Source organism: Cellulomonas sp. P2_F12 (genome assembly GCF_056403775.1).
In genome coordinates, this window is the sequence record NZ_JBFUEV010000011.1 from 23,014 (window position 1) to 40,322 (window position 17,309).

Annotated in this window: 19 protein-coding genes; 5 read left to right on the forward strand and 14 right to left on the reverse strand. The window is 74.1% G+C overall.

The genetic code is table 11. The annotated features are described in order from the left end of the window. Positions 1-20 precede the first annotated feature (20 nt). Positions 21-2,021 (forward strand): MFS transporter, encoded by a 2,001-nt coding sequence (locus AC1DWH_RS18285; RefSeq protein WP_477094890.1) that lies wholly within the window; start codon positions 21-23, stop codon positions 2,019-2,021. A 26-nt stretch (positions 2,022-2,047) separates the two neighbouring features. Here the strand turns inward: AC1DWH_RS18285 and AC1DWH_RS18290 are convergent, their stop codons facing one another. Continuing rightward, a complete protein-coding gene (locus AC1DWH_RS18290) occupies positions 2,048-2,674 on the reverse strand; it encodes a response regulator (RefSeq protein ID WP_477094984.1) in 627 nt (208 codons plus the stop codon). 56 nt (positions 2,675-2,730) lie between these two features. On the opposite strand from AC1DWH_RS18290, the gene AC1DWH_RS18295 reads away from it, so the two are divergent. Then, positions 2,731-3,675, forward strand: coding sequence for an NAD(P)-dependent oxidoreductase (locus AC1DWH_RS18295; RefSeq protein ID WP_477094891.1), 945 nt, complete (start codon positions 2,731-2,733; stop codon positions 3,673-3,675). 19 nt (positions 3,676-3,694) lie between these two features. Here AC1DWH_RS18295 and AC1DWH_RS18300 read toward each other — a convergent pair whose 3' ends face one another. The 7 genes from AC1DWH_RS18300 to coaD all read right to left on the reverse strand — a co-directional run bounded on the left by AC1DWH_RS18300 (position 3,695) and on the right by coaD (position 7,823). Next, positions 3,695-4,156, reverse strand: coding sequence for a hypothetical protein (locus AC1DWH_RS18300; protein WP_477094892.1), 462 nt, complete (start codon positions 4,154-4,156; stop codon positions 3,695-3,697). Positions 4,157-4,303: 147 nt separating this feature from the next. Then, complete coding sequence (gene mutM / locus AC1DWH_RS18305; protein ID WP_477094893.1) at positions 4,304-5,206, reverse strand: bifunctional DNA-formamidopyrimidine glycosylase/DNA-(apurinic or apyrimidinic site) lyase; 903 nt, start codon at positions 5,204-5,206, stop codon at positions 4,304-4,306. Between the two features lies 1 nt (position 5,207). Then, positions 5,208-5,897 (reverse strand): ribonuclease III, encoded by a 690-nt coding sequence (rnc, locus tag AC1DWH_RS18310; protein ID WP_477094894.1) that lies wholly within the window; start codon positions 5,895-5,897, stop codon positions 5,208-5,210. 60 nt (positions 5,898-5,957) lie between these two features. Then, positions 5,958-6,155 carry a 50S ribosomal protein L32 gene (gene rpmF / locus AC1DWH_RS18315; RefSeq protein ID WP_370505356.1) on the reverse strand — a complete coding sequence of 66 codons (198 nt, stop codon included), beginning with the start codon at positions 6,153-6,155 and terminating at the stop codon, positions 5,958-5,960. A gap of 2 nt (positions 6,156-6,157) precedes the next feature. Continuing rightward, on the reverse strand, positions 6,158-6,736 hold the full coding sequence (locus AC1DWH_RS18320) for a YceD family protein (RefSeq protein WP_477094985.1): 579 nt from the start codon (positions 6,734-6,736) through the stop codon (positions 6,158-6,160). Between the two features lie 110 nt (positions 6,737-6,846). Continuing rightward, positions 6,847-7,338, reverse strand: a complete 492-nt coding sequence (locus AC1DWH_RS18325; protein ID WP_477094895.1) for a hypothetical protein — start codon at positions 7,336-7,338, stop codon at positions 6,847-6,849. Then, positions 7,335-7,823, reverse strand: a complete 489-nt coding sequence (gene coaD / locus AC1DWH_RS18330; protein ID WP_456845619.1) for a pantetheine-phosphate adenylyltransferase — start codon at positions 7,821-7,823, stop codon at positions 7,335-7,337. The genes AC1DWH_RS18325 and coaD overlap by 4 nt, the downstream gene beginning before the upstream one ends. 64 nt (positions 7,824-7,887) lie before the next feature. Here coaD and AC1DWH_RS18335 point away from each other — a divergent pair, with 64 nt between their 5' ends. Next, positions 7,888-8,484, forward strand: coding sequence for a GNAT family N-acetyltransferase (locus AC1DWH_RS18335; RefSeq protein ID WP_477094896.1), 597 nt, complete (start codon positions 7,888-7,890; stop codon positions 8,482-8,484). Between the two features lie 7 nt (positions 8,485-8,491). On the opposite strand, the gene rsmD is transcribed toward AC1DWH_RS18335, so the two are convergent. Genes rsmD through AC1DWH_RS18360 form a run of 5 tightly spaced genes read right to left on the reverse strand, consistent with a single transcriptional unit; the run spans position 8,492 to position 15,185 of the window. Then, entirely contained in the window at positions 8,492-9,052 is a 561-nt protein-coding gene (rsmD, locus tag AC1DWH_RS18340; RefSeq protein WP_477094897.1) for a 16S rRNA (guanine(966)-N(2))-methyltransferase RsmD, read from the reverse strand. Next, a complete protein-coding gene (locus tag AC1DWH_RS18345) occupies positions 9,049-10,677 on the reverse strand; it encodes a DUF6297 family protein (protein ID WP_477094898.1) in 1,629 nt (542 codons plus the stop codon). Before AC1DWH_RS18345 ends, rsmD begins: the two co-directional genes overlap by 4 nt. Further along, positions 10,674-11,363 (reverse strand): ABC transporter ATP-binding protein, encoded by a 690-nt coding sequence (locus AC1DWH_RS18350; protein ID WP_456845623.1) that lies wholly within the window; start codon positions 11,361-11,363, stop codon positions 10,674-10,676. The genes AC1DWH_RS18345 and AC1DWH_RS18350 overlap by 4 nt, the downstream gene beginning before the upstream one ends. 43 nt (positions 11,364-11,406) lie before the next feature. Continuing rightward, entirely contained in the window at positions 11,407-13,683 is a 2,277-nt protein-coding gene (locus AC1DWH_RS18355; RefSeq protein WP_477094899.1) for an ATP-dependent DNA helicase RecG, read from the reverse strand. A 2-nt stretch (positions 13,684-13,685) separates the two neighbouring features. Then, entirely contained in the window at positions 13,686-15,185 is a 1,500-nt protein-coding gene (locus AC1DWH_RS18360) for a DAK2 domain-containing protein (RefSeq protein ID WP_477094900.1), read from the reverse strand. A 292-nt stretch (positions 15,186-15,477) separates the two neighbouring features. Between AC1DWH_RS18360 and rpmB the strand changes: the two genes are divergently transcribed. Both rpmB and AC1DWH_RS18370 read left to right on the forward strand, forming a co-directional pair. Further along, positions 15,478-15,669: a 50S ribosomal protein L28 gene (gene rpmB / locus AC1DWH_RS18365; RefSeq protein WP_028050248.1), complete on the forward strand. Its 192-nt coding sequence runs from the start codon at positions 15,478-15,480 to the stop codon at positions 15,667-15,669. 84 nt (positions 15,670-15,753) lie between these two features. Next, positions 15,754-16,278, forward strand: a complete 525-nt coding sequence (locus AC1DWH_RS18370; RefSeq protein WP_477094901.1) for an N-acetyltransferase family protein — start codon at positions 15,754-15,756, stop codon at positions 16,276-16,278. 3 nt (positions 16,279-16,281) lie between these two features. Here AC1DWH_RS18370 and AC1DWH_RS18375 read toward each other — a convergent pair whose 3' ends face one another. Continuing rightward, positions 16,282-17,271, reverse strand: a complete 990-nt coding sequence (locus tag AC1DWH_RS18375) for a thiamine-phosphate kinase (RefSeq protein ID WP_477094902.1) — start codon at positions 17,269-17,271, stop codon at positions 16,282-16,284. Positions 17,272-17,309: the final 38 nt, after the last annotated feature.

Sequence of the window (17,309 nt, forward strand, 5' to 3'; positions counted from 1 at the left end):
AAGGACGCGAGGGGGCGCGCATGGCACCGCAGGTCGAGTCACCGGCAGGACAGCTCTCGCAGAGGGCGATCTGGGCCATCTTCGGCGGGCTGATGCTCGCGATGCTGCTGGCGGCGCTCGACCAGACGATCGTCGCGACCGCGCTGCCCACCATCGTGCAGGACCTCGGCGGCGCCGAGCACCTCTCGTGGGTGGTCACCGCGTACATGCTCGCGTCGACGGTGACGACACCCCTGTGGGGCAAGCTCGGCGACCTGTACGGCCGCAAGATCCTGTTCATCACCTGCATCGTCATCTTCCTCGTCGGCTCCGCGCTCGCCGGCACCTCGCAGACGATGCTGCAGCTCATCGCGTGGCGGGCGGTGCAGGGCGTCGGCGGCGGCGGGCTCATGGTGCTCTCGCAGGCGATCATCGCCGACGTCGTGCCGCCCCGGGACCGGGGCCGCTACCAGGGGGCGTTCGGGGCCGTGTTCGGGCTGTCCAGCGTCGCCGGGCCGCTGCTGGGCGGCTTCTTCGTGGACCACCTGACGTGGCGCTGGGTGTTCTACGTGAACATCCCGATCGGCGTGCTCGCCCTCGTCGTCGTCGCCGCGGTGCTGCCGGTGACCAAGGCACGGACGTCGCCGAAGATCGACGTCTGGGGCATCACGCTGCTGGCGACGGTCGCCACCTGCATCGTGCTCGTCACCTCGCTGGGCGGGTCGAGCTGGGACTGGGGCTCGGTGCAGGTCATCGGGCTGTCGCTGCTCGCCGTCGTGGCCGGGATCGTGTTCGGGTTCGTGGAGGCGCGCGTGCCCGAGCCCGTGCTGCCGCTGCGGCTGTTCCGCAACCCCGTCTTCTCCACCACCTCGGGCGTCGGGTTCGTGGTCGGGTTCGCGATGTTCGGGTCGATCACGTTCCTCCCGCTCTACCTGCAGCAGGTCCAGGGCGCCACGCCCACCGGCTCCGGCCTGCAGATGATCCCCATGATGGTCGGCCTGCTGCTCACCTCCATCACCAGCGGCCAGATCATCAGCCGCACGGGCCGGTACAAGGTCTTCCCGATCCTCGGCTCCGCCGTCTTCACCGTGGGCCTCTACCTGCTCTCCCTCATGGGCCGGGACACGACGGCCCTGCAGTCCGGCCTGTCGATGTTCGTGCTCGGCGCGGGGCTCGGCATGGTCATGCAGGTGCTCGTGCTGGCTGTGCAGAACGCCGTCGAGTACCGCGACCTCGGCACGGGCACCAGCGGCGCCACGTTCTTCCGGACGATCGGCAGCTGCGTGGGCGTCGCCGTGTTCGGCACCCTGTTCAACTCGCACCTCGAGTCGACCCTGGCCGCCGCTCCCCCGGCCGGCGCCGTCGGTCCCTGCTCGGGGCCCGCCCTCAGCGCGACGTCGGCCGCCCTGCGCAGCTGCCCGGCCGACGTCCAGGACTGGTTCCTCGACGGCTACTCCGACGCGATCCACACGATCTTCCTTTACGCCGTCCCGGTCGGCGTCCTGGCCTTCGTGCTGGCCTGGCTCATCCCCGAGGTCACGCTGCGCACCGGCGCCAGCCGCCCCGAGCAGGGCGAGGTCTACGCGCTGCCCGCCAGCCGGACGTCGTTCGAGGAGCTGCGGCTGCTGCTGTGGCGCGAGGTCGGGCACCAGGACCCGCTGCGGGCGTACGCGATCCTCAACCGCGATCTCGACATCGGCCTCTCGCCCGGCCAGTGCTGGATGCTCGCGCGGGTCACGGCCGAGGGCTCTCGGACCATCGACGCGATGGTCGACCACTCGGGCGTCGAGCGCGACCGCGTGCTCGCCACCGCGGACGTGCTGCTGTCCCGGGGCCTCGTCGACGTCACCGACGGGGTCGTGACCCCGACCGACGCCGGGCACGCGATCGCCGACGAGATCCGCGAGAACGAGCGAGCGCAGCTGCGCCGGATCGTGGACCAGTGGTCCGGCAGCGACGAGCCGCAGCTCGACGAGCTGGTCGAGCAGATGACCGCCCGCCTCTGGCGCGAGGACCCGTCCCCCGCCGGTCTGCGGGCCTGACCCGTCAAGGACCGGGTTCGGCCCGGTCAGTGACCGGGTTCGGCCCGCCAGCCGGCGTGCTTGCGGGACGCCACCCACGCGGCGACCTGCGTCCGGCGCTGCAGGCCCATCTTGGCCAGCAGGGACGTGATGTGGTTCTTCACTGTCTTCTCGACCACACCGAGCCGTTCCGCGATCTCGCGGTTCGACAGGCCCTCCCCGATGAGCTCGATGACGCGCAGCTCGCTGGGGGTGAGGTTCTCGGTCGGGTCGTCGTGGCCCGCCTTGCGCCGCGTGACGGTCCGCTCGTCGAGCAGGATGCGACCGGCGGCGACCGCACGGATGACGTCCGTGATCTCGGCGCCGCGGACGGACTTGAGCAGGTAGGCGGCGGCGCCGGCGTCGAGCGCGGCGGCCAGGGCGTCGTCGTCGTCGAACGAGGTCAGCACGATCGCGCGGGCATCGGGCAGCGTCTCGTGCAGCGTGCGCAGCAGCTCGATGCCCGTGCCGTCCGGCAGCTGCAGGTCCACCAGGAGCACCTGCGGGCGGACCAGGGCGGCCCGGCGGGCCCCGTCGGCGACCGAACCGGCCTCGGCGACGACGGTCATGCCGTCCGCACGCTCCACCACCTCGGCGATGCCGCGACGCACCACCTCGTGGTCGTCGACGATCATCACGGTGATGGGACCTGCGGAGGCGGTGGTAGCGGGCACGATGGCATCGTACGAGGGTGACCACCCTGCTGCTGCCCACGACCATGACCGACGCGCCGAACGTGCCACCGGACGTCCGGGTGGTCCGCTACGACGTGGGTCGACCGGTCCCCGACGACGCGCTCGACGCGGACGCGTTGGTGGTCTGGGGCAACGGGGACGACCAGCTGGCCGACGCCGCCGGGCGGCTGCCGCACCTGCGGTGGGTGCAGACGCTCGCGGCCGGGCCCGACGCCGTGCTCGGTGCGGGGTTCGCCGACGACGTCGTGATCACGTCGGGCCGCGGCCTGCACGACGGACCGGTGGCCGAGCACACGCTCGCCCTGGTCCTGGCCGCGGCGCGTCGCCTGCCCGAGCTCGTCCGCGCCCAGGACCAGCACCGCTGGGCCACCGAGCTGGGCGGCATGCAGCACGACGAGCCGGGGCAGTCGTTCCGGACCCTGGACCGCGCCCGCGTGCTCGTCTGGGGCTTCGGGTCGATCGCCGCGCGCCTCGCGCCCCTGCTCGCCGCGCTGGGCGCCCAGGTGACCGGCGTGGCCACCACCGCGGGCGACCGGCACGGCTTCCCGGTCATCTCCGCGTTCGACCTCCCGGACCACCTGCCCCGCACCGACGTGCTGGTCTCCCTGCTGCCCGCCACCGGCCAGACCCGGCACGCGGTCGACGCGGGCGTCCTCGCCCTCCTGCCACGGCACGCCTGGGTGGTCAACGTGGGCCGCGGGGCGACGCTCGACGAGGACGCGCTGCTCGACGCACTGCGGTCCGACCGGCTGGCCGGCGCCGCGCTCGACGTGTTCGAGACCGAGCCGCTCCCCGCCGACTCCCCGCTCTGGGCGGAGCCGCGCATCCTCATCAGCCCGCACGCTGCCGGCGGCCGGCCGATGGGCGCCGGCGAGCTGGTGTCCGCCAACCTGACGGCGTTCCTGTCGGGCGGCCCGCTGCGGAACGTGGTCCGGCGCTAGGCGTGCCGAGGGTCGCCGATCAGCTCTCGGTCGTCTTCGGCTTGACCGTGCGAGTCGCCAGGTCGCGATCCGCGGTTCTGATCTGGTCGCTCGCCTCCGGGTTCTTCGAGATCGTCCAGAGCTTGAGTCCCGAGATCACTGCCTCCGTGCCGAAGTAGAAGGCGACCACGGTGCCGACCACCGCCGAGAACTGCTTCACCAAGTTCCTGGCGAGCTCGGTCTCGGCATTTCCTGCCAACGCCGGGATGGTCAAGGCGAAGGGGAGCATGGTCAGGAATGTCAGGATGAACGCCGCACCGATCGCGACGCGTGCGCGTCTCGCTGCGACGTAGAAGCCACCGAACGCGACGAGCGAGACGGTCGACAGGGCGATCCCGACCACCGGCTGCCACGGGAGGTCGCGATGCTGCACGTAGTTGACGGCGAGCACGACGTGCGCCCCCACCACCACGACGGCCGTGATTGCCGTGGTGATGATCACCGCCCGGACATTGGTCACTTCGTCGTCTTGCCCGCTGCCAGCCATCGGTCTTGGCCCCCTGTCGTCGCACCGTTGCGCACCGTGGGAAGCGTGACCGAATCATTCCGTTTTGTCACGGATGTCCCACTTTCAGGTGAGAGCGAGGCGCTAGAACCGACCTCGCCGCGGGCGGGGCTGGCAGTGCGGGCACGTGTACGACGACCGGTTCATGAACTCGTCGCGCCGCACCGGCGTCCCGCAGCGGGGGCACGGCCGGCCCTCCTGCCCGTACACGGCGAGCGAGCGGTCGAAGTACCCGGACGCGCCGTTCACGTTCACGTAGAGGGCGTCGAAGCTGGTACCGCCCTGCGCGAGCGCCTCCGTCATGACCTCGTGCGCGCCGGCGAGCGCCCGCTCGACCTCGGCGCTGCGCAAGGTCTCCGTGGGCCGGGCGTAGTGCAGCTGCGCCCGCCACAGCCCCTCGTCCGCGTAGATGTTGCCGATGCCCGAGACCAGCGACTGGTCGAGCAGCGCGCGCTTGAGCCCCGTGCGACGCCGCCGGACCGCGGCGACCAGCGCGGCGTGGTCGAGGGCGGGGTCGAGCAGGTCGCGGGCGATGTGCGCGACGGGCTCGGGGACCACCGGCGCCGGCGAGCCGAGCCCGCCCGGGAGCCCGTCGGGCGTCGGCACCAGGTCGGGGACGCTGAGGTGCCCGAACGTGCGCTGGTCGACGAAGTCGAGGGCGGCGCCGTCGTCCAGGGACAGCCGGACCCGCAGGTGGGGGTGCTCGACCAGGGGCTCGCCGGGCGACCGCACGAGCAGCTGCCCGCTCATGCCGAGGTGGGCCATGAGGGCGTCGTCGCCGTCGTCGAGCAGCAGCCAGAGGAACTTGCCGCGTCGGACCGCCGAGTCGAACCGTCGCCCGTCCAGCCGGCCGGCGAAGTCGAGCGGCCCGCCCGTGTGCCGCCGGATGCTGTAGTCGCGCCGCACCTCCACGCCCGTGACCGTGCGGCCCAGCACGTGCCGCGCCAGCCCGTCCCGGACGGTCTCGACCTCGGGGAGCTCGGGCACGTCAGTCCTGCGGCAGCGCCGCCAGCGCGCGGTAGGCGTCCGCCGCGGCGTCCTGCTCGGCGAGCTTCTTGGCCGACCCGACGCCGACCCCGCGCGACACCCCGGCCACGACGGCGTGGGCGGTGAACGTGCGCGAGTGGTCCGGGCCCTCGCCGCTGACCTCGTAGACGGGGGCACCCAGGCCCAGCGTCGCGGAGAGCTCCTGCAGCGAGGTCTTCCAGTCCAGGCCCGCGCCGAGGTCCGCGGCGGCCTCGAGGGACGGGCCGACCAGCCGATCGACGAGCGTCCGCGCCGACTCCAGGCCGTGGGACAGGTACACGGCGCCGAACACCGCCTCGAGCGTGTCCGAGAGGATCGAGTCCTTGTCGCGGCCGCCGGTGCTCAGCTCGCCCTTGCCCAGCAGCACGTAGCTGCCCAGGTCCAGGTCCCGCGCGACGACGGCGAGCGCGCGCTGCGAGACCGTGGCGGCGCGCATCTTCGCCAGCGCACCCTCGGGCAGGTCCGGGTGCGCCCGGTAGAGCGACTCCGTGACGACCAGGCCGAGCACGGTGTCCCCGAGGAACTCGAGCCGCTCGTTGGTCGGGATGCCACCGGCCTCGTGCGCGAACGAGCGGTGGGTCAGGGCAAGCACGAGAAGCTCGGGGTCCAGGTGGACCCCGAGCTTCTCGAGAAGTTCTGCCGCGGCACTCACGCCGGTCCTCCGGTCATCGAATGCTCAGCGGCGGTGGAGCGTTGCTTGATGAGCCGCAGCTCAGCGAGCCTCGAACTCCGTACGCACGGCCTCGGCGTAGGCGCGGTCCTTGTAGGTACCGCACGTCGGGCAGGCCGTGTGCGGCATCTTGTTGGACTTGCACTGCGGGCACGTGTGGAGCGTCGTGGCAGTGGTCTTCCACTGCGACCGACGCGCACGGGTGTTGCTGCGCGACATCTTGCGCTTCGGAACAGCCACGGCTAGCTCTCTTTCGTCTCGTCGTTCGAACCCAGCAGGCCGCCCAGGGCGGACCAGCGGGGGTCAAGCGTCTCATGCGAGTGGTCAGGGTCATCCGCGAGCCGTGCGCCACACTCGGAGCACAGACCGGGGCAGTCGGGACGGCACAGCGGCTGGAACGGCAGAGCCGGCACGACCGTGTCCCGCAGCGCGGGCTCGAGGTCGACCAGGTCGCCCTCCAGCTCGCGCACGTCCTCCTCGTCGTCCCCGTCCTCGACCGCGATCGCCGCGCGCTCGGGGTAGACGTACAGCTCCATGAGGGGGACGTCGACATCCTCGACGACCTCACCCAGGCAGCGCACGCACTCCCCGATCGCCCGGCCGCGGACGGATCCGGAGACCAGGACCCCCTCCATGACCGCCTCGAGCCGCAGATCCAGCTCGACATCGGTCCCGGTGGGGATGCCGATCACGTCAGTACCGAGATCCTCCGGGGCGCCCACGGTGCGCTGCACGGTCCGCGTCGATCCCGGACGTCGGCCGAGCTCGTGCGAATCGAGCACGAACGGCGAACGGGGATCGAGGTGAACAGGGCGCTGCACGGCCAGGGTCCCCTCGTTGATCTCGGTCCGTGCCATGAGCGGCAGAACCAACGGACAACTCTACGGCACAGGTCTGGGGCCGCCCAAATCCTCCGGGAGTGGCGCAGGTCTCAGCTCTCGTCGGCCCCGAGCCGACCAGCGAGCTTCGCCCGCCCGGCCTGCACCTGGCTCAGCACCTTGCCCAGGTCGATCTCGAAGTCCGCCAGCCGCCGGTCGCAGTAGTCGTCCGCGTCGCGCTGCAGCCGGTCGGCCGTCTCCTCGGCCTCGGCGACGATCTGCGCGGCCCGCTCCTGTGCAGCCACCACGACCGCCTCCTGCTCGACCAGCGCGGCGGCCTGCGCGCGCGCCTGCGAGAGCACCGCGTCGGCCTCGGCCTGGGCCACCGCACGCGCCGCACCGGCGTCGGCCAGCACCTCGTCGGCACGCGAGAGCTGGCTCGGCAGCACGTCCCGCGCCTGCTCCACCAGGTCGAGCAGCTCCGCGCGGTTCACCAGCACGGACGACGACATCGGCATCGCCCGCGCGTTCGCCACGGCCGAGCCGATCGCGTCGAGCACGCCCGTGAGGCCCTCGGGCCGGGTGGTCGGGTCCTCGTCGGTCATCCTGCGTCCCTTCCTCGAAGTGCCGTCCGCACCGCGTCCGCGACGCCCTCGGGCACGAGGTCGTCGATCGGTCCGCCGTAGCGCGCCACGTCCTTGACCAGCGACGACGCGATGTGCGCCAGCGCCTGGTCGCCGACGACGAACACCGTCTCCACGCCCGAGAGGTGCCGGTTCATCAGCGCCATGGGCAGCTCGGCGTCGAAGTCGGCCCCGCCGCGCAGGCCCTTGACCACCGCGGCGGCCCCGACCTCCCGGACGAAGTCGGCCAGCAGCCCGTCGACGGCCTCGACCCGCACCCCGTCCACGTCGGCGAGCGCCGCCCGGGCCAGCGCGATCCGCACGTCCACCGGCAGCAACGACGCCTTCGACGAGTTGCGTGCGACGCCGACGACGACCTCGTCGAACATCGACCGGGCGCGCCTGATCACATCCATGTGGCCGAGCGTGAGGGGGTCGAACGACCCGGGGCAGACGGCGATGGTCACCACGTCAGGGTAGGCCAGCCGCCCGGTCCGACCAGCCGAACGCGCGGCAGCCCTACCCTCGGGCATGGCCTCCGACGTCGTCCTGGACCACGCCACCGCCGCGGACTCCCCCGCGATCCGCACGGTCCTCGCGCACGCCTACCGGGCGAACCCGCTGATGGCCTGGGTGCTGCCCGACGAGGCCACCCGCGAGGACGCGTGCGCGGCCTGGCTGGGCCCGTCCGTCGACCGGTACCTGGCTTTCGGCCGCGTGCACGTCGCCCGGCAGCACGGTGCCGTCGTCGGCGTCGCCGCGTGGCGGCTCCCGGGTCCGGTGCCCGTCTCCACCAGCGTGCCGAGCGCATCGGGCGTGCTCGCGCTGCTGGTGGGACGCGCGCGGGCCGACGAGATCCTCGCCGCGCTGGCGTCCGCGGCCGCGCTGGCCCCCGCCCGACCGGCCGCGTACCTCAACTTCCTCGGCGTCGAGCCGGGGCTGCAGGGCCGCGGGATCGGTCGGCGGCTGGTCGAGCACGGGATCGCCGCGGCCGACGACGCGGGCACGTACCTCGCCACGAGCGACCCGCGGAACCTCCCGTTCTACGAGCGCCTCGGGTACGCCGCCGCCGGCACCGTCCCGCTGGGCGACGACGGCCCGCTGCTGACGGTGCTGCACCGTCCCTGACGGCATCTCAGGGCTGCGGCACCGGCTCCGCGAACCACATGACCGTCTCGCCGTACGCCCGGCGGTCGAGCCGCACCAGCGTCTCGGGCCACGTCGGCTCCGGCGTGCGCGACGAGCGTTCGACGACGACGACGGCGTGCGCGGTCAGCGCCGGCGCGATGCCCGCGAGGACGTTCCCGAGGTCCTGCTCCGACAGGTCGTACGGCGGGTCGACGAGCACGAGGTCCCACGGCGCGGCGGGCGCCCGCTGCGCGAACCGCTCGGCCTTCTCCGCGACCACCTGCACGCGGTCCGCCAGGCCGAGCGTGGCGACGTTGCGTCGGCACACCTCGGCGGCGTCGCGAGCCGAGTCCACCAGCGTCACGTGCGCGGCCCCGCGGCTGGCGGCCTCGATGCCGAGCGCGCCGGAGCCCGCGTAGAGGTCGAGCACGCGCGCGCCGTCGACCACGTCGAGGTGCTCGAGCCGCGAGTACAGCGCCTCGCGGACCCGGTCGCTGGTCGGCCGGGTGCCCGCCTTGGGCACGACGAGCGTGCGGCCGCCGACCGTTCCGGCGACGATGCGGGTCACTTGCGGACTCCCGCCTTGTCCTGCATCGACTCCTGCGACTCCATCATCCGTTCCATCAGCGACCCGGTCCGGATCGACGAGGCGATCGCGACGGCGATGACCGAGAGGATGACCTGCACGTACAGCAGGATCGGGTTGACGGTCCGCAGCAGCACCGCGATCCACACCGGCAGCAGGCCGAGCACGACGAGGTCCGGGCCGCGGGCCAGCACGGTCGCCACGCCGGTCGGCAGGGCACCCATGGGCGTGGAGACCAGGGCACCGCCCCAGTCGGGCGCGGGCCGGTACGAGGCGCGGACGGCGGCGGCAGCCCACACGGGGGTCGACGCCAGCCCGAGCGCGATCCACCCGGGCACGTCGGACGCCCAGCGACCGACGGCCGCGAACGCGACGATCGACCACAGCGCCATCGCGGCGGCCGGCACGACCATGCGCAGCCGCCGGACCGTCTTCGCCTCGATCGGCAGCAGCCGGTCGAGGATCGGGGCCATCTCGGCGCGCCGGGCACCCTCACCGGTCGCGCTCATCGCCACGTAGCCGGCCACGAGCAGGCCGAGCAGCACGCCGAACGGGCTGGCCAGCTCGGGGACGGTGCTGACCAGCACGGGCACCAGCGCGGCGACGCCCAGCTGCACGACGTGACGCGCGGACCGGCGCAGGACGACGACGTCGGCCGTGATCAGCGCGGACGCGGGGCCGCGGGCGGTGCGCAGCCGGGAGATCCAGCGGCGCACGGGCGGCGCGGCGCCGTCGGTCAGGGCGCGGCCGAGCTCGCGCGAGTCCATCGACACCACGGCACCGACCGCCTGCGTGGCCACGGAGCCGCTCTCGCGCAGGGTCCGCTCGGGCATACGACCGAGCCGGTTGTCCACCAGGAACGCCAGGGCGGCGACCACGACGGCGAGCGACGCGAGCAGCCACCACGGCGGCCCGGGGACCTCGTCGACGGACCACCCGACGAGCGAGAGCACGACGGCGGCGACCGGGGCGAGGAAGAGCAGCACGTCGCCGACGAGGGCGATGGCGCGCCGCGAGACGCTGGCGGACTGCCCGACGGCCGCGAGCAGCACGATCCCGGCTGCCACGACGGCGGCGGTGCCGGCGACCCGCACCACGCGGTGCCCGGCGTCGGCCAGCAGGCCCGCGTCGAGGAGGGCCACGATGACGGCGCCGACGAACCCGGCGAGCAGCGGCAGCCGTCGCGCGGCGGGCCGCAGCAGCCCACGCCGGTCGACCGGCAGGCCCAGCCACCACGCGGCCTCGGCCCCGCCCGCGCCGACCGGGCCCAGGCGTCCGGCGAGGGACAGCAGGACGCCCGCGAGCGCGACCAGGACCACGACGACCAGGGTGGCCAGGCTCAGCGAGACCGGCGCCTGCACGTCCGGGGCCGGGGGCAGGGCGACGCGCATGGCCTGGGCGGCGCCGAGGGCGATGCCGATGCTGATCGCGATGCTGATGACGGCGTAGTAGACGCTCGAGAGCAGCGAGCCGATGCTCGCGCCGCCGCGCGCGTTGGCGGCCTGGGACGTGAACCGCCGGATGCTCTTGGCCGACGGGACCTCGCCGACCTCGAACGGCTGGACCGCGGGCTCGTCGTCCTGCACGTCGGCCGGCAGGTCGGTCACGGGTTCTCCCGCGAGATCAGGTCGGCGGCCTGGTCCGGGGGCAGCACCCGCGTCACGCTGTCCGAGACGTGCACCGCCCGGTCCGCGACCGCGCGCAGGAGGTCCGGGTCGTGCGTGGCCAGCAGGACCGCGCCCCCGGCCTTCTTCTCGGCGACGATCCGGTCCGCCAGCCGGTCCCGCATGGCCCGGTCGAGGCGCTGCTCGGGCTCGTCGAGCACCAGCAGCGACCGCGGCCGCACGAAGCCGGCGGCGAGGAGCAGGCGCCGACGCTGGCCGGACGACAGGGCGACGGGCAGCGAGCGGGCGTGGTCCGACAGGCCGAACTCGGCGAGCAGCTCGGCCACCAGCTCCTGGGCGCCGTGCACGCCGTGCCCGCGGGCGGTCAGGTAGAGGTGCTCCGAGACCGTGAGCGCCGGGAAGTACGCGTCGTCGTCCAGGACGCTGGCGACCTTGGTGCGGAAGGCGACCTCCCGCTCGTCCACGGGGGCGCCGAACACCTGCAGCGTCCCGCCCGACGGCTCGAGCAGGCCGATGACCGCGCGGAGCACCGTCGACTTGCCGGAGCCGTTGGCGCCGACGAGGGCGACCACCTTGCCCGGCGCCAGCGTGAACGTCACGGGTGCGCACACGGGCGCCCCGCCGTAGCCGACGAGAAGATCCTTGGCGCTGATGACGGGCTTGGACACGAGCGTCAGGGTATCTGCGGCAGGTGGGTGCTGCGGCCCGTCGTCAGCTCTGGCCGAGGAACTCCTCGCGCCCGCCCGCCAGCTGCGTCGCGATCGCCGCCTGCAGCGCCGGCCACGCGGCCAGCTCGGGGTCGACCTCGACCAGCGCGCGGGCGTCGTCGCGGGCCCGGTCGATGACGGCGCCGTCGCTGACGATGCGCAGGAACCGCAGGGTCCCGCGGCGTCCGGACTGCGCCGAGCCCAGCACGTCGCCCTCGCGCCGCAGCTCGAGGTCGACCCGCGCCAGCTCGAACCCGTCCGTGGTGGCCGCGAGCGCGCCGAGCCGCTGCGCCGCGACCGTGCCCTCGGGCGCGTCCGCGACGAGCAGGCAGAGCCCGGGCGCGCTGCCCCGGCCCACCCGCCCCCGCAGCTGGTGGAGCTGGGACAGCCCGAACACGTGCGCGTCGAAGATCACCATGACCGTGGCAGCCGGCACGTCCACGCCGACCTCGATCACGGTCGTCGACACGAGCACGGGGGTGCGGCCCGAGGCGAAGTCGGCGATCGCCCGGTCCTTCTCCTCGCTCGACATCCGGCCGTGCAGGAGGCCGACCGCCGCGCCCCCGAGCCGCGCGTCGCCGCGCAGCGTCTCGGCCACCTCCAGGACGGCCCGCAGCGGCTTCTTCGGGGCGCGCTGCGCCGCGGCCTGCGCCTCGCCGACGGTCGCGGGCTCGTCCGGCACCAGCTCCACGCCGTCGTCGGCGTCGCCCGCGCCCTCGGTGTCCTCGTCGATCCGCGCGCACACGACGAACGCCCTGCCACCCTTCTCGACCTCCTCGCGCACGCGGCTCCACGTCCGGTCCATCCACACCCGGTTGTCGGCGGGGACGACGTGCGTGGTGATGCCGCTGCGCCCGGCGGGGACGTGCCGCAGCTCGGAGATCTCGAGCTCCCCGAACACGGTCATCGCCACGGTGCGCGGGATCGGCGTCGCCGTCGTCACCAGCAGGTGCGGGGCGTTCGCCGCCTTGGCCTGCAGCCGCCCCCGCTGCTCGACGCCGAACTTGTGCTGCTCGTCGATGACCACGAGCCCGAGGTCGGCGAACTGCACGGGGTCGGACAGCAGCGCGTGCGTGCCGACGACGATCCCCGCCTGCCCGCTCGCCGCCTCCAGCAGGTTGCTGCGCCGCTCCGCCGTGGACTGTGCGCCGGTGACCAGCGCGACGCGAGTCCCGATCTCCGAGCCGCCCAGCAGCCCGCCCTCGGCCAGGTCGCCGAGCAGCGCGCGCAGCGTCCGCACGTGCTGCGCCGCGAGCACCGACGTGGGCGCGAGCAGGGCCGCCTGACCGCCGGCGTCGACCACCTGCAGCATCGCCCGCAGCGCGACGACCGTCTTGCCGGACCCGACCTCGCCCTGGAGCAGGCGCTGCATCGGGTGCGGCCGGGCGAGGTCGTCGGCGATCTGCTCCCCCGCCGCCACCTGGCCCTCGGTCAGCGTGAACGGCAGGCGTGCGTCGAACGCGTCGAGCAGTCCCCCGGCCCGGACAGGTCGCGCGGTGGACTCCTCGCGCTGCGCGTGCGCGCGCCGGCGGGCCAGCTCGGCCTGCAGGACGAACGCCTCCTCGTACCGCAGGCGCGCCTGCCCCTTGCGCCAGTCCTCCTCGGTGCGCGGGACGTGCACGTTGCGCAGCGCGGACCAGCGCGACGCGAGGTGCCGCTCCGCGCGGACGAGGTCCGGGACCGGGTCGGGCACATCGCTCTCGGTCAGCGGGTCGAGCGCCTTGCGGACCAGCAGGCGGATCTTGTCGGTCTCCAGACCGGCCGTCGCCGGGTAGATCGGGATCGGCCACTCGGCCTCTTCGAGCGCCACCTCCTCGTCGACCTCGAGCCCGAAGATCGAGTAGGTCGGGTTGGCCAGCTGCAACCGCCCGTTGAAGAGGTTGATCTGGCCCGAGAAGAGCCCGAGCTCCCCCGGCACCAGCCGCTTGAGGTGATACCCGGCCGCGCCGTGGTTGGGCATGAAGATGACCAGGTCGAGCGTGCGCGTGCCGTCGGTGATCTTCGCCTCGACCCGCGGCTTGCCGGTCTTCATCGCGGTCTTGATCTCCGCGCTGCGCACACGGGCGACCAGCGACACGTTGTGGCCCACCGCCAGGCTGGCGATGTCGGTCACCTCGCGCGTGTCCGCGTACCGCCACGGGTAGTGCGCGAGCAGGTCGCCGGCCGTCTCGATGCCGAGCCCCGCCAGCTTCTTCTGCTGGGCGGGCGTGCCGGGCGCCCGTCGCTCGAGGGCGTCGGCGCGCGTGGGGACGCTGTCCGGGTACACCAGGCCGCCGGACACGATCAGTCCAGCCCGAGCACGAGCGCGGGCCCGTGACCCGTCGGACCGACCGCCGTCGCCTCGACGCCGGGATGGTGCGCGGCCAGGTGCTCGACCACCCCGTCGACGAGGCCGTCGCCGGGCACGTCCCGCACCAACAGGGTGAGACTCTCGGCGGGCACCGCGCGCGGGGTGCCCAGGAGCGCGTCGGCCGCGTCGCAGGCGGACCGCACCGTACCGTCGTCGACCTCGGCCACGCCGAGCCGGCCCAGGGCCGCGTCCGCCGCGGCTCGGCCCTCGGCCGTCGGCCCGGCGCCCGCGAGCGCGAGCGCGCCGACCACGAGCCGGACCTCGTCCGCGGCGTCGAGCACGTCGACGAGCACGCCGGGCGTGGTCAGCGGGCCGACGGCGCCTGCCGCGCCCGGGAGCAGCACCACGCGCGCGGCGCCCGAGTCCGTGACCGCCCGCTCGAGGTGCACCGCCCGGACGGGCGCCTCCGGGCACTGCACGAGCGTGACCGCACCGGCGGAGGCGTACCAGGCGGCCAGGCCCGGCGCGGCCGTGCAGACCACGACGCCCCAGCGCTCCGGCCCGCCGTCCAGCGCGGACCCGCCCGCGTGCGCGCCGGACAGGAGCCGGACGAGCACCTGCTCGCGCCGGCCGAGCGCGGCCCCCTCGATCGCCGCCGCAGGGTCGTCGGTGTGGACGTGCACGTGCCACCAGCCGTCGCCGCCCACGACCGCGACGGAGTCGCCGAGCGCACCCATCCGCCGGCGCAGCTCCGCACCCGTGTCGACCTGTGGGTGGTCGTCGCTCACCAGCAGCATGACCTCGAACGCGCCGCCGGACGGCTCGACCGACGCGAGGTGCGCCGGGGCCGTCGGCAGCCAGTCCAGCGGCACGACCACCGGTCGCTCGTCGGCCGCCGACCGCGCCAGCGCGTCCAGCACGACGAGCAGGGCGCAGGCGCCCGAGTCGAGCACGCGGGCGGCGCGCAGCACGGGGTGCACCGCGCTGATGCGCCCCAGGGCCCGCAGGGCCTCCGCCACGGCCTCCGCGAGCATGGTCGGCAGGTCGGCGCCCGCGTCGGCGGCGGTCCGGGCTGCGCCGGCGACGACGTCGGCGAGCGTCAGCACCGTGCCCTCCTGCGGCTCGACCGTCGCCTCCCGCGCGGCCCGCGCGGCGACCGCCAGGCACCGCGCGACCTCGTGCGCCCCCGCGCCGGCCGGCAGGCCGCGGGCGAACCCGGTCAGGTACTGGCTGACGATGACCCCGGAGTTCCCGTGCGCCGCGAGCAGGGCTCCACGGGCGAACGCACGGGCGACCTCGGGAGCGCCAGCCTCCGGCCCGACGAGCTCGACCGCGTCGCGGCCGCCCGCGACGGTCAGCAGCACGTTCGTGCCGGTGTCGGAGTCCGCGACCGGGAACACGTTGACGGCGTCGATCCGGTCCCGCGCCCCCTCCAGCGCGGTGAGCGCGGCGTCGGCCCACGACCGAACCGTCGCTGCCTCGAGCAGATCCACCGCACCTCCGACGTCCACCGCTGGGCTCTGTCACAGCGTCCCGCCGTCGTACCGGCGTCGACCTGCACCTCCGCGGCACCACCCTGCCTCATCGCACCCACATTTGGGTCGACGTGCCCGATGGGCTAGTCTTGACCGGTTGCCCGGCCTTGCTGGGCACTGGTGGTGCCCCGAAGCGGCCCCCGAATCCTCTCTCGGAGTCGGCGTCGCTCGTGCGCTCTTACCCACGAAAGACCACATGACTTCGCCGCACACGCGGCAGATGATCCGTACAGAGCAACAGGAGAAGATCGTGGCTGCCAACTGCGACGTCTGCGCCAAGGGCCCGAGCTTCGGGCACAGCATCTCGCACTCGCACGTGCGCACGAAGCGTCGCTGGAACCCGAACATCCAGCGCGTGCGTGCCGTCGTCGCGGGGACGCCCAAGCGTCTCAACGTGTGCACGTCGTGCCTCAAGGCCGGCAAGGTGCAGCGCGCCATCTGACGTACCCAGTCTCATCCGAAGGGCCGTGAGGTTGTCACCTCATGGCCCTTCGTCATGTCCGAATCGTGTGGCATGGTGACCTCCATGGTCGAGCAGCTGGACGAGGTGACGATCCGCACAGCCTCCGAGGGGGACGCCGCGGGTATCGCCCGGGTGCACGTGCGGTCGTGGCAGGAGGCGTACGCCGGCATCGTGCCCGACGCGTACCTCGCCTCCCTCGACGCGAACGCGCGCACCGCCCAATGGACGAAGTACCTGCGCGAGGGGCCCGCGGACGAGATCCGCACCTGGGTCGCCGCGGTCCCCGACCGGCTGGTCGGCTTCGTCACCGTCGGGCCCAGCCGCGACGAGGACGCGCGGCGCGGCGACCGGGAGATCTTCTCCATCTACCTCGACCCCGGAACCTGGGGGCACGGGGTGGCTCGTGACCTCATGCGGACGGTCATCGGAGAGGTCGGGGACAAGACGACCATCACGCTCTGGGTGCTCGCGGACAACGAGCGTGCGCGGCACTTCTACCGGCGGCACGGCTTCCAGGCGGACGGCGTCGAGCGGTACGACGACATCGGCGGCGAGAGCCTGCTCGAGGTCCGCTACCGCCGCGGCTGACCCTCAGCCGCCGAAGTGGTCCCAGCCGGACCGTGCGGGTGCGGCCACGCCGTCGACGCGCACGCCCGGCACGTCTCCGTCGGCGACGTCGTGGACGCGACCGACCGCGCGGAACGGCGCCGGCAGCACGGTCCCGGCCGGGAACGTCGCCAGCAGGCCGTGGTCCTCTCCCCCGTCGAGCGCCCACCGCAGCGCCGGCTCGCCGAGCGCCTCGGCCGGGCCAGCCAGGCGGCCCAGGTCGTCGACCAGGGCCGACGTCTCCAGGTCGACCCGGACGCCGCTCGCGCGGGCGAGCCGGCCCGCGTCCCGCAGCAGCCCGTCCGACACGTCGAGCATCGCCGTGGCGCCCGCCCGGGCGGCGGCCGGACCGGCTGCGAGCGGGGAAGCCGGGCGCAGGAACGACCCGACGAGCTCGGGGTCCAGGTCGGTCCGCCCCGCCTCGAGCAGCGCGAGGCCCGCGGCGGACCACCCGATCACGCCGGCGTGCGCGACGACGTCCCCGGGCTGGGCGCCTGAGCGCAGCACCGGCGCACGCCCCTCGAGGTCGCCGTGCGCGGTCACCGCCACGACGACGAGCGGGCCGCCCGACAGGTCGCCGCCGACCACGCCCACCCGCAAGGGCTCGCACTCCGCGGCGAGCCCGCGCGCGAGGCCTTCCACCCACGAGACGGGCAGGTCGCCGGGGATCACCAGCGCGACGACGATCCCCGTCGGTCGGGCACCCATCGCGGCGACGTCGGCGAGGTTCTGCACGGCCGCCCGGCGCCCGACGTCGTCTCCCGACGACCACGAGCGCCGGAAGTGCCGGTCCTCGACCAGGACGTCCGTGGTCACCACGACCCGGCCGTCGGGGGCGGCCAGGACGGCGGCGTCGTCCCCGGGCGGCACGAGCGTGTCGGCCCCCGCGGGCAGCAGCGGGAAGATGCGGGCGAGCAGCGCCTCCTCGGACAGCTCGGAGACGAGCGGGCGGTCGGTCGGGGTGTCGCCGGTCACCCGGACACGGTAGAGGTTCGGCGCCCCGCTCGGGTTAC